The following is an 11044-nucleotide window of genomic DNA, read 5'->3' as shown; positions in this document are numbered from 1 at the left end:
GGGTCTGGGTGGGCGTCCTTGGTGAGCTCGGGGGGAACTTGCGGCGAGGGTGGGGGGGGGGGGGGGTTGGGGACGAGGGGGGGTTTCTTTTGGGGGGGGGGGGGGGGGCGCCCCCCCGCCCCCCCCACCGGGGATCAGGAGCCGCTGACGGCGAAGTTGGTGACCGTCTTGGCGTTGTCGGCGTTCACCAGCACGCAGTCCACCGACTGCTTCTCCGGCTGGCTGGTCTTGCCGCCCGCCTTGATGTACGCGTCCGCCTGGTCGACCGCCATCTGCGAGATCTGGCTGGCCGGCTGCAGCACGGTGGCCTTGATGCCGTCCTTGAGGATCGAGCTGACCACGTCCGGGCTGCCGTCGAAGCCGGTGACGATGATGTCCTTGTTCTTCGACGCCTGCACCGCGGCATAGGCGCCCAGGGCCATCGTGTCGTTGCCGGCGATGATGCCCTTGATGTTCGGGTGCGCCTGCAGGATCGTCTGGGTCTTCTGCAGCGCCTCGGCCTGGTCCCAGTTGGCGCTCTGCTGCGCGACCATCTTCATGTCCGGGTACTGGTCCAGGATCCCGTGGTAGCCCTGCGAGCGGACGCCCGCGTTGGTGTCGGTGGCCTTGCCGGTGAGCTCGGCGTACTCGCCCTTGTTGCCCATCAGCTTGGCGAACTCCTGGCCGCCGAGGCCGGCGCCCTGCGAGTTGTTCGAGACGATCTGGGCCACCGCCACCCCGGTCTTGTTGATCTCACGGTCGATCAGGAAGGTCGGGATGCTCGCGTCCTTGGCGCGCTGGATGGCCGCCTCGGAGGAGTCGGCGCCGGCGTTGTCCAGGATGATCGCCGCGGCCTTGCGGGAGATCGCGGTGTCGATCTCCTGGCTCTGCTTGGTCGGGTCGTCGTCGTGGCTGAGCACCAGCGTCTCGTAGCCCAGCTTCTTCGCCTGCGCGTCCGCGGCCTCCTGCTCGGCCTTGAAGAACACGTTGTCCGGCGACGGGGTGATGATCACGATGAGCTTGCTCGCGGCGGGCGCCGCGGACTCTCCACCACCGGAGGCTGCGGTGTCGTCCCCGCCACCGCAGGCGGCGGTCAGGGCAAGCAGTGCCGCAGTGCCTACCGGCAGCACGAACCTACGGAAAACCTTCATGGGTATGCCTTTCTCGGACGGGGTTCGTTACGCAGTTCGTTTGTTGAGGCCGGTCTGCAGGCGTTGCTGGGCCTGCTCGGTGATGACCGCGAAGATGATCACGGCGCCCTTGACCACCGACTGCCAGAAGGTGGAGACGCCGACGAGGACCAGGCCGTCGCTGAGAAAGCCGATGACGAAGGCGCCCATGACGGTGCCGATGATGGTGCCGCGGCCGCCGCTGAGCGCGGTGCCGCCGAGGACCGCCGCGGCGATCGCGTTGAGCTCGTAGGTGGTGGCCGTGTCCGGGTAGGCGGCGCCGAGCTCGGAGGTGAGCAGCAGGCCGGCCAGGGCGGCGCAGCAGCCGGAGATCACGTACACGGCGATCTTGACCCGGTTGACCCGGATGCCGGAGAGCACCGCCGCGCGCTCGTTGCCGCCGACCGCGAAGACCCGGCGGCCGAACGGGGTGCGGGTGGTCACGATGATCGCCGCGGCCGCGACCACCACCATGATCCAGACCGCCACCGGGATGCCCAGGATGCTGTCCACGCCGATGAATCCGAAGCCCTCGTTGCCGCGCGCCGGCGTGCCGGACAGGTCCGGGAAAGTGCCGCCGTTGCTGAGCAGCTGGGCCGCGCCGCGGGCGACATAGAGCATGCCCAGCGTGGCGATGAACGGCGCCACCTTGAAGCGGGTGATCAGCACGCCGTTGAGCCCGCCGACCACCGCTCCGACCAGGATGCCGATCACGATCACCACGGCCACCGAGAAGAAGATCTGGCCGGCGCCCACGTCCAGCCCGCTGAACAGCAGGCCGCCGGCGATCATGCTGGCCAGGCCGGCGATCGAGCCGACGGACAGGTCGATGCCGCCGGTCAGGATGACGAAGGTGACCCCGATGGCGAGGATCGCGTTGATCGCCACGTGCTTGGTCATCAGGATCAGGTTGCTCTGCGTCAGATACTCCGACGAGATCGCGCTGAAGAAGATCACCAGGATCACGAGCACGATCAGCGTGCGGCCGCGGAGCAGCAGCAGCGCGGCCTTGGCGCTTCTTGAAGGTGGCGCGGAAGGCGGCGCTTCGGCCTGAGCCTGCTTCGCGACGTCGGTGCCGGTCATCAGGAGGCCTCCAGGACGTGGTCGGAAGCGGAGGCGCTGACGAGGGCCTCCTCGGTGACGGTCGCCGCGGTGAACTCGGCGGTGATGCGGCCCCGGGCCATCACCAGCACCCGGTCAGCCATGGCGATCACCTCGGCCAGCTCGGACGAGATGAACAGCACGCCGTAGCCCTGCGCGGCCAGGTCGGCCATCAGGGCGGCGATCTGCGCCTTGGCGCCGACGTCGATGCCGCGGGTCGGCTCGTCCAGCAGCAGCACGACCGGCTCGGTGAGTAGCGCCCGGGCCAGCACCACCTTCTGCTGGTTGCCGCCGCTCAGCGAGGTGACCGCGGCGGCCAGACCGGGGATCTTGATGGCCAGCTCGGCGACCTTGTCCTTGGCGGTCTGCTGCTCGCGGCCGCCGCGCAGCAGCCCGCCGCGGGTGAACCTGTCGATCGTGGCGATCAGGATGTTGTCCCGCACCGACATGGTCTGGACCAGGCCGTCGCGCTGCCGGTCCTCGGGCACCAGGGCCAGCCCAGCCTGCATCCTTTTTTGGACCGTGGCATTTTTCGCTACCTTGCCTCGGATCGCGACCTCCCCGGCGTCCGCCTTCCGGGCGCCCATCAGGCACTCGACCAGCTCGGTGCGGCCGGCGCCCATCAGGCCGTAGATGCCGACCACCTCGCCGGCCCGGACGGTGAGCGAGACGTCGTCGACCAACGGCCGGGTGGGCCCGAGCGCGGTCAGGTTGGTGACCTCGAGCAGCACGTCGCCGGTGGGGGAGGTGTTGCGGACGTACAGCGAGTCGGGGTCGCGGCCGACCATCTGCCGCACGATCCACGCGGTGTCGGTCCTGCTCATCTGTTCGTGCGCGACCAGCGCGCCGTCCCGGAACACCGTGACGAAGTCGCCGATCCGGCGGAACTCGTCCAGCTTGTGCGAGATGTAGATGACCGTGACGTCCTGGGCGCGCAGGTCACCCATCACCTCGAAGAGCACGTCCACCTCGTGGTTGGACAGCGCCGAGGTGGGCTCGTCCATGATCAGCACACGGACGTCCTCGAGCAGCACCCGGCCGATCTCGACCAGCTGCTGCTGACCGATCGGCAGGTCGCCGACCAGGACGTCCGGGTTGAGGTCCTGGCCCAGCCGGCCGAGCACCTCGCGGGTGCGGCGGCGCTGCTCGGCGTCGTTGACGAAGCGGCCGGCTTTTCGTAATTCGCGGCCGGCGAACATGTTCTGGGCGATCGTCATGTTCGGGAACAGGCTCAGTTCCTGGTGGATGATCCCGATGCCGAGGGCCTGCGCGTCCCGGGGCGTGCCCAGCTGCACCGGCTCGCCGTCCAGCAGGATCTCGCCGCTGGTCGGCGTCTCCGAGCCGGACAGGATCTTCATCAGCGTGGACTTGCCGGCGCCGTTCTCGCCGACCAGCACGTTGACCTTGCCGCGGTAGGCGGTGAAGGTGACGTCCTTGAGCGCGCGCACGCCGTCGTAGGACTTGCTCACGCCCCGGGCGATGAGCACTTGATCGTTGTTCATCCCGCGGCCTGCAGTTCGGTGGGGATCACGAAGATCGAGCCCGGGGCCAGGGCGGAGAAGGCGCCGTAGAAGGTGATCTTCTTGCCGACCAGGTTCTGGACGTCGGCCTTGGCGATCACGTCGGTCTTCACCCGGGCGTTGATCTGGGTGGCCGCGTTCGCGTAGTCGATCTGGTTGGTGAAGTCGCCGAACGAGATGAAGCCGACCCCGTCGCGCAGGGCCGTTCCGGGGATGACCGGGCCGGTGGCGATCGAGACGGTGACCGCCTTGCCGCCCGCGTCGGCCGGAACCTGCACGGTCAGCGGTCCGGTCGGCGCGTCGGTGTCGATCTTGGTGACCGTGCCCTCGCCCCTGACCATGAACGCGTACGGGCTGCCGGTGCCGGACCGCTTGCCGTACCGCTCGCCGGCCGCGTCCGGGTCCTCGGCGATGGCCGCGGCCACGGTGGTCACGTCCGTCGCCTGGTCATGCACGGTCGGCACGATCTTGGACGCCCAGATGCCCTCCACGTACGTCGTCGGGTCGAAAGCGGCGGCTCCGCCCTGGGGCGTGCCGGCCTTCTCGTACACGTAGATCCCCGGGACCTTGCTGCAGCCGGCAAGCACCGCGAGGAGCAGCAGGCCGAGCAGCAGTGCCGGAGGGCGACGCCGAAGAATCATGTGAATATCCATTCACTTGCGACTGGACATGCTCATACTGTGAACTCGTGATGTCGCCGTTGTCAACGGTCCGCGACGGATCGGGTCCGTACCGGCTGTTTGGCGGATCCCGGTCCACCGTCCGGGTGGCGGCGCGGCATGGTTACGCTTCGGCGACGGAACAGGGGAGGCGCAGGTGAGCCCAGGGGTCGACCCGCACATCGGGGTGCCGTCGGAGCACATCCGGCTGCTCACGAAGGTCGCGCGGATGTACCACGAGCGCGGCATGCGGCAGCCGCAGATCGCCGCGCACCTGCACATCTCCCAGCCACGCGTCTCCCGGCTCCTCAAGCAGGCGGTGGCGACCGGCATCGTGCGTACCGCGGTGGTCACCCCGCGCGGCGTGCACGCCGAGCTGGAGGAGGCGGTCGAGCAGAAGTACGGCCTGAGCGAGGTCGTGGTGGCCGACACCGACGGGCTGACCGACGAGCTCGCGGTGACCCAGGCGATCTCCGCCGCGGCGGCCGTCTATCTGGAGACCACGCTCTCCCGGGACGACCGGATCGGCATCTCCTCGTGGAGCGCCACCCTGCTGTCCACCGTGGACGCCATGCATCCGGCGCCCAGCCTGGCCGCCGAGCGGGTGGTGCAGATCCTGGGTGGAGTCGGCACCAGCGCCGCGCAGAGCCTGGCCACCCGGCTCACCGGCGGGCTGGCCCGGAACACCCGCGCGGAGGCGGTCTATCTGGTCGCGCCCGGCCTGGTGGCGCGGCCCGAGATGCGCGACGCGCTGGTCCAGGAGCCGTCCATCGCCGAGGTGATCAAGGCCTGGGACGACCTGACCGTGGCGCTGGTCGGCGTGGGCAGCCTGGAGCCGTCCACCCTGCTGCGGCAGAGCGGCAACGCGATCGCCGACTCCGAGGAGCACCGGCTGCGCGACCAGGGCGCGATCGGCGACGTGTGCATGCGCTTCTTCGACGAGACCGGCCGGCACATCCCGTCCGATCTGGACGACCGGGTGCTGGGTATCGGGGTGGACACACTGAAACGGGTGTCTCGGCGGGTCGGCGTGGCCGGTGGCGAGCGCAAGTGGAACGCCATCCGGGCGGCGCTGCTGGGCGGCTGGCTGAGCGTGCTGATCACCGACCAGGCCACCGCGGACCACCTGCTGCGCGCCTGAGCCACGTTGTCCTATCGAGAGGTTCTGCGGGACCGGCGCCTGGCCACGCTGATCGGCGGCGACGCCGTCTCCAAGATCGGCGACGGGATGGGTTTCGTCGCGCTGCCGCTGCTCGCCCTGCAGCTGCGCGGCGGACTGGAACCGGCGGTCGCGATCTCGGCGGCGACCGCGGCGCCGTTCGTGCTCTCCATCGCGGTAACGCTGTTCTTCGGGGTGAGCCGGCGCCGCTACCACCCGCGGGCCGTGGTCGCCGCGGACGGCGTGACCCGGGCGATCGCGTTCGGCGGGGTGGCCGTGCTCGCCGCCCTCGGCCGGCTGTCACTGCTGTCCTTGATCGTGGTGCTCTTCGCCGGCTCGGCGCTGCGGCTGCTGTCGGCCGGCGGGCGGCGCCTGCTGGCCACCGGCATGGGCGGCGCGGACCTGCGGCTCTCGGTGAACGGCCTGCTCGGCGTCTCGGACAGCCTCGCCCTCTATGTCGCCGGCCCGGCCGTCGGCGGCCTGGTGTCGGCGGCGTTCGGACCGGAGGTCGCGCTCGGGGTGGCCGGCTGCTGCTACGCGACGCTGGTGCTCGCCGCGGCCGCCGCGCGCACCTCCGCGGCGCCGCCCGCGGAGGAGACCAGGTCGGGCTGGCGCATCCTGCGACACCACCCGCTGGCGCTTCGCCTGCTCGTCGTGGTCTTCCTGTTCGACCTGCTCTACGGCCCGGTGGAGGTGGCGCTGCCACTGCTCGTCACCGACGATCTCGACGGCGACGCGCGCGCCCTGGGCATCCTCTGGACCTGTCTGGGCGTGGGCGCGCTGATCGGCGCGCTGCTGACCAACCAGCTGCGCCGGCTGCGCCCGCAGACCGCCACGGTCGCCGTCATCGCCGGCTGGGCGGCGGCGCTGGCCGTGCTCGCGGTCGCGCCGACCATCCCGATCGCGGCCGCCGCCCTCTTCGCCGGCGGCGCCATCTACGGGCCGTTCGTCGCGATCGCCTTCACCTTTCTGCAGGCCAACCTGGCGGAACACGAGCAGCAGCCGGTGGTCACGCTCTACTCCGCGGGCATCACCATCGCCGCGCCGGTCGGCCTCGGCGTGGCCGGCCCGCTGATCGTCGCCCTCGACGCCCGCGGCGGCCTGCTGGCCTCGGCGCTGCTCACCGCCGCCCTGGCCCCGGCCGTGCGCTGGTGGATCCGCCCGGCCGGTCCCAGCGGTTCGGTGTCCCCGGCGGCGCCGTGATCCGCCTGGCCGGTCTCAGCGGTCGGGGGTGTCCGGCGGCGCCGTGATCCGCCCGGCCGGTCTCAACGGTCGGGAGTTCCCGGCGGCGCCATGATCCGCAGCGCGTTCGGGTCGAGGCCGATTCGCAGCGGGGTCTCGCCGCGCAGCTCGCCGTCCACCTCGACGCGCACCGGGCGGTCGGTCTCCAGGGTCAGTTCGCCGACCGCGAGGAACGGGTCCTGCCGCAGCGTCCGGCGATGCCCGGTGGCCGCATTTCGCGCCGTCTCGCGCAGCAGCTCATGCCGGGCCGCGCCGCCCACCGCATAGGCCACCAACAGCCGGTCGTCGGCGTCCGCGTCCGCGGTGATCGGGCGACCGGCGTGGAATCCGCCGTTCGCCACATAGAGCTGGTGGGTCTCGAAGACGTGCTCGCGCCCGCCGGCGCGGACCACGGCCCGGATCGGCCGGTGCCGGGTGAGCAGGGCCAAGGCCGTCATCGGGTACGCGAGCCGCCCGGAAACCCGCTTCAACAGATGCGGCGACCGCAGCATCACATCGGCGGACAGCCCGACCCCGACGTGGTTCGTGAACGGCACGTCGCCGGCCAGCCCCAGGTCGACGTCGACCACCGTGCCCCCGGTCAGCGTCGCCACCGCGTCGTCCAGCCCGAGCGGCACCCGGGCGGTCCGGGCGAAGTTGTTGGTGGTGCCCAGCGGCAACACCCCCAGCGCCAGGTCCAGGTGGGCGAGCATCCGCCCGGCGGTGCTGATCGTGCCGTCGCCGCCGCCGGCGATCAGCAGGTCGGGGCCGGCGTCGATGGCCGCGGTCAGCGCCGTCTCGAGGTCACCCTCGACCGACTTGTCGGCGATCAGCTCGACCCCGGCCGCGAGCAGGCGCGCCCGCACGTCCGCATAGAGCCGGCGGCCCCGCCGCGACCGGGTGTTGACGACGAGGGCGGCCCGCCGGTCCCGCCGGATCGCCTCGCTGAGCTCCTGCTTCGTGCGCACCGGCGAAGGCTACCGGCCCCGCTCGCCATGGCCGCACACAGTGGTAGTCGAGCCGTCCATCCGAGGCGCGGATGCACGGCTGGGCTACCACTTGCTTCGCTCTCACCCGGCTTCCACTGGGTGGAATGTAGCGATGTCGGATGCGGTCCGGGGTTCTTAACGTGACGTGATGGCTGTGACAACCGATCGGCGCGCCGGGCTGATGGCCGTGCTGCTGTGCTGGACCGCGGTGCTGCTGGACGGCTATGACCTGGTGGTGCTGGGCACCGTGATCCCGGTGCTGCTGCGCGACCACGTCTGGGACATCACGCCGGCCGGGGCGACCGCGATCGCCACCGCCGGACTCGTCGGCATGACGATCGGCGCGATGGTGATCGGCACGCTGACCGACTATCTGGGGCGCCGCCGCGTACTCATCGTGTCGGTCCTGTTGTTCTCGATCTTCATGATCGCGTGCGCGTTCGCGACGTCGATCGGGATGCTCGGCACCTTCCGGTTCTTCGCGGGCCTGGGCCTGGGCGGCTGCCTGCCGACCGCGATCACGCTGGCCACCGAGTTCGCCCGACGCGGCAAGGCGGCCGGCGCGACGACGCTGGTGATGACCGGCTACCACGTCGGCGCGATCCTGACCGCGGTGCTCGGCCTGCTGGTGATGGGCCGCGGCGGCCACGGGTGGGGCTGGATGTTCGCGATCGGCGGCGTGCCCGGCCTGATCGTCGCCCCGCTGATGTGGCGCTACCTGCCCGAGTCGGCGTCCTTCCGCCGCACCGCGGGCAATCCGGTCCGGTCCCTCTTCGCGGGTGGCATGCTCCGCCCGACGATCGCCTTCTGGTGCACGTCCTTCTTCGGCCTGATTCTCGTGTACGGCCTGAACACCTGGCTGCCGAACCTGATGATCACCGCCGGGTATCCGTTGGAGCAGGGTCTCGGCCTGCTCCTGACCCTGAACCTGGGCGCGATCGCGGGCCTGCTGACGGCCGGCCGCATCGCCAACGGCGCCGGCATCCGGCCGACGACGCTGTCGTGGTTCGCCCTCGCGGCGGTGTTCCTGGCCCTGCTGAGCATCAAGATGCCGGTGCTGCCGCTCTATGCCGCGGTGTTCGTGACCGGGGCGTTCGTGTTCAGCGCGCAGGCTCTGGTCTATGCGTACGTCGGGTTGATGTATGACGCGCCGAACCGGGCCACCGGGTTGGGCTGGACGGCCGGGGTGGGGCGGATCGGCGCGATCGTCGGGCCGATCATCATCGGGGCGCTGCTGTCGGCGGACAGCGGATATCCCTGGGGGTTCTACGTGTTTGCGCTGGTGGCGGCGTTGGGGGCGGCGGCCGTGGGGTTCGTGGGGCGCCCGCGGACGCTCACCGAGACGGAGTCCCGAGCGGAGTCTGGTGGCTCAGCCTTTGACCGCGCCGGTTAGCCCGCCGACGATGCGGCGTTCGAACAGGCTGAAGAACACCAGCGCCGGGATCATCGACAGCGAGGTGAACGCGAGCACCTTCGCGGTGTCGACCGAGTACTGCGACGAGAAGGCCTGCACCCCGAGCGGCAGCGTGAAGCTGTCCTGGTCGTTGAGGATGAACAGCGGCAGCAGATAGCTGTTCCAGCTGCCGATGAACGCGAGGATCCCGACGGTGACCAGTCCCGGCACCGACAGCGGAAGCACCATCCGCCGGAAGAAGCCGAGACGGCTGCAGCCGTCGATGGCCGCGGCCTCCTCGATGTCCTTCGGGATCGCCTGGAGGAACGGAACCAGGATGATGATCGTCGTCGGCAGCGCGAAGGCGATCTGCGGAAGGATGACGCCGGGCAGGGTGTTCACCAGCCCGAGAGACTTGTCCAGGATGTACAGCGGAGTGATGGCGACCGTCGCCGGGAACATGAGGCCGGAGGCGAACAGGGCGTACATCGCTCCGCGCCCCCGGAATCGGTAGCGGGCCAGCACGTAGCTGGCCATCACGCCCAGCGCGACGACCCCGATGGTGGTGGCGAGGGCCACGATCGTCGAGTTGCCGGCCTGACGCCAGAAGACTCCGCCGGTCAGGATGTCGGTGTAGTTGCCGATCTCCCACGGGTGCGGAAGCCCCGCCGGGTCGACGGTGATCTGCGAGTTGGTCCGGAAGCCGCCGATGATGATGTAGATCACCGGTCCGAGCATGATGCCGATCAGCAACAGTGCCGCGAGGTAGACGATCGGGTTGCCCCAGCCGTTCCCCGTCCTCGGCTCGAGCCGGGAATCCACGGTCGTGGCCATTCCTACCGTCCTCCGGTGAGCGCGCCCTCGGTGTCCCGGCGCAGCACGAAACGTTGGTACAGAAGAGCGATCACCAGGGAGATGACGAAGAGCACGACGGCCACCGCGCTGCCGTAGCCGTAGTTGCCGGCGTTGCGGCCCTCGGTGACCATGTACGTCGCCATGGTGGAGGTGCCGGCCGTCGACGAGACGTACTGGCCCCAGATGATGTAGACCAGGTCGAACAGCTGCAGGGCACCGATGATCGACAGAAATCCCCAGATCCGGATGGTCGGCATGAGCAGTGGCAGGGTGATCCGCCGTTGGGTCTGCCAGAACGACGCGCCGTCCACCGCCGCCGCCTCGGACAGCTCCTCCGGGATGTTCTGCATCCCGGCCAGGAACAGGATCACCGCGAACCCGACATACTTCCAGGTCAGGATGATTCCCAGGGTCCAGATGGCGAGGTCCGGGTTGGACAGCCAGTCCTGCTCGAGAGAGCCGAGACCGATCGACGTCAGGACGTCGTTGACGGCGCCGTTGGTCTGGAGCAGGAGGCTCCAGGCCGTCCCCACGATGACCTCGGCGATCACGTAGGGGACGAAGATGAGGATCCGGATGAGCGACTGCCCGCGCATCTTCTGGTTGAGCAGCAGCGCGAAGCCGACCGCGATCGGCCCTTGGAGAACGAGCGACAGCACGACGATCAGGGCGTTGTGCCACAGCGCGGCGCGGAACGGGCCGTCCTGCAGGATGGTAACGTAGTTGTCGAGGCCGACGAAGTCGGTGGGGACCCCGAAACCCTTCCACCGGTAGAAGCCCACGTAGGCGGCCAGCGCCACCGGCACGATCACGAAGGCCACGAACGTCACGATCGCCGGACCGGACAGCGCCGCGATCTCCAGCCGCTGGGCCCAGCCGATTCCGCGCCGGCGGGCACGCAGCGGAGGCGACGTCGGCGCGCCGCCTCCGCTGTGTCCGGGCGCCTCCTCAGTGACCGTTGCCGTCTCGCCACCGAAGTCGCTGCTCATCGTCGGGCTA

At 70.1% G+C, this 11044-nt stretch carries 10 protein-coding genes; 3 read left to right on the top strand and 7 right to left on the bottom strand.

All coding sequences use genetic code 11. The features are described from left to right. Window positions 1-134 precede the first annotated feature (134 nt). Genes ACZ6TI_RS45960 through ACZ6TI_RS45945 form a run of 4 tightly spaced genes read right to left on the bottom strand, consistent with a single transcriptional unit; the run spans window position 135 to window position 4410 of the window. A complete protein-coding gene (locus ACZ6TI_RS45960; protein WP_465351626.1) occupies window positions 135-1130 on the bottom strand; it encodes a substrate-binding domain-containing protein in 996 nt (331 codons plus the stop codon). 27 nt (window positions 1131-1157) lie between these two features. Beyond that, window positions 1158-2231 (bottom strand): ABC transporter permease, encoded by a 1074-nt coding sequence (locus tag ACZ6TI_RS45955; RefSeq protein WP_465351625.1) that lies wholly within the window; start codon window positions 2229-2231, stop codon window positions 1158-1160. Beyond that, window positions 2231-3751, bottom strand: coding sequence for a sugar ABC transporter ATP-binding protein (locus ACZ6TI_RS45950; RefSeq protein ID WP_465351624.1), 1521 nt, complete (start codon window positions 3749-3751; stop codon window positions 2231-2233). Before ACZ6TI_RS45950 ends, ACZ6TI_RS45955 begins: the two co-directional genes overlap by 1 nt. After that, window positions 3748-4410: a DUF2291 family protein gene (locus ACZ6TI_RS45945; protein ID WP_465351623.1), complete on the bottom strand. Its 663-nt coding sequence runs from the start codon at window positions 4408-4410 to the stop codon at window positions 3748-3750. Before ACZ6TI_RS45945 ends, ACZ6TI_RS45950 begins: the two co-directional genes overlap by 4 nt. A gap of 175 nt (window positions 4411-4585) precedes the next feature. On the opposite strand from ACZ6TI_RS45945, the gene ACZ6TI_RS45940 reads away from it, so the two are divergent. Together ACZ6TI_RS45940 and ACZ6TI_RS45935 are read left to right on the top strand one after the other, a co-directional pair. Beyond that, the gene (locus ACZ6TI_RS45940) at window positions 4586-5569 is read left to right on the top strand and encodes a sugar-binding transcriptional regulator (protein ID WP_465351622.1); all 984 of its coding nucleotides are present in this window, start codon (window positions 4586-4588) and stop codon (window positions 5567-5569) included. Window positions 5570-5575: 6 nt separating this feature from the next. Continuing rightward, window positions 5576-6790: an MFS transporter gene (locus ACZ6TI_RS45935; protein ID WP_465351621.1), complete on the top strand. Its 1215-nt coding sequence runs from the start codon at window positions 5576-5578 to the stop codon at window positions 6788-6790. Window positions 6791-6852: 62 nt separating this feature from the next. On the opposite strand, the gene ACZ6TI_RS45930 is transcribed toward ACZ6TI_RS45935, so the two are convergent. Continuing rightward, the gene (locus ACZ6TI_RS45930) at window positions 6853-7776 is read right to left on the bottom strand and encodes a diacylglycerol/lipid kinase family protein (protein ID WP_465351620.1); all 924 of its coding nucleotides are present in this window, start codon (window positions 7774-7776) and stop codon (window positions 6853-6855) included. A 169-nt stretch (window positions 7777-7945) separates the two neighbouring features. Between ACZ6TI_RS45930 and ACZ6TI_RS45925 the strand changes: the two genes are divergently transcribed. Continuing rightward, window positions 7946-9190, top strand: coding sequence for an MFS transporter (locus ACZ6TI_RS45925; RefSeq protein ID WP_465351619.1), 1245 nt, complete (start codon window positions 7946-7948; stop codon window positions 9188-9190). On the opposite strand, the gene ACZ6TI_RS45920 is transcribed toward ACZ6TI_RS45925, so the two are convergent. Together ACZ6TI_RS45920 and ACZ6TI_RS45915 are read right to left on the bottom strand one after the other, a co-directional pair. Beyond that, entirely contained in the window at window positions 9167-10024 is an 858-nt protein-coding gene (locus ACZ6TI_RS45920) for a carbohydrate ABC transporter permease (protein WP_465351618.1), read from the bottom strand. The genes ACZ6TI_RS45925 and ACZ6TI_RS45920 overlap by 24 nt on opposite strands. 2 nt (window positions 10025-10026) lie before the next feature. Then, window positions 10027-11034 carry a carbohydrate ABC transporter permease gene (locus ACZ6TI_RS45915; protein WP_465351617.1) on the bottom strand — a complete coding sequence of 336 codons (1008 nt, stop codon included), beginning with the start codon at window positions 11032-11034 and terminating at the stop codon, window positions 10027-10029. Between the last annotated feature and the right edge of the window lie 10 nt (window positions 11035-11044).

It is taken from the genome of Actinoplanes sp. NPDC051388, assembly GCF_055586225.1.
The sequence above is the reverse complement of the archived record's forward strand: the minus strand, read 5'-3'. Positions and strand labels throughout refer to the sequence as shown.

Excerpts from the sequence above, each read along its gene's own strand:
- ACZ6TI_RS45960 (WP_465351626.1), bottom strand. The coding sequence starts at position 1,130 with ATGAAGGTTTTCCGTAGGTTCGTGCTGCCGGTAGGCACTGCGGCACTG.
- ACZ6TI_RS45955 (WP_465351625.1), bottom strand. The coding sequence starts at position 2,231 with ATGACCGGCACCGACGTCGCGAAGCAGGCTCAGGCCGAAGCGCCGCCT.
- ACZ6TI_RS45950 (WP_465351624.1), bottom strand. The coding sequence starts at position 3,751 with ATGAACAACGATCAAGTGCTCATCGCCCGGGGCGTGAGCAAGTCCTAC.
- ACZ6TI_RS45945 (WP_465351623.1), bottom strand. The coding sequence starts at position 4,410 with ATGATTCTTCGGCGTCGCCCTCCGGCACTGCTGCTCGGCCTGCTGCTC.
- ACZ6TI_RS45925 (WP_465351619.1), top strand. The coding sequence starts at position 7,946 with ATGGCTGTGACAACCGATCGGCGCGCCGGGCTGATGGCCGTGCTGCTG.
- ACZ6TI_RS45920 (WP_465351618.1), bottom strand. The coding sequence starts at position 10,024 with ATGGCCACGACCGTGGATTCCCGGCTCGAGCCGAGGACGGGGAACGGC.
- ACZ6TI_RS45915 (WP_465351617.1), bottom strand. The coding sequence starts at position 11,034 with ATGAGCAGCGACTTCGGTGGCGAGACGGCAACGGTCACTGAGGAGGCG.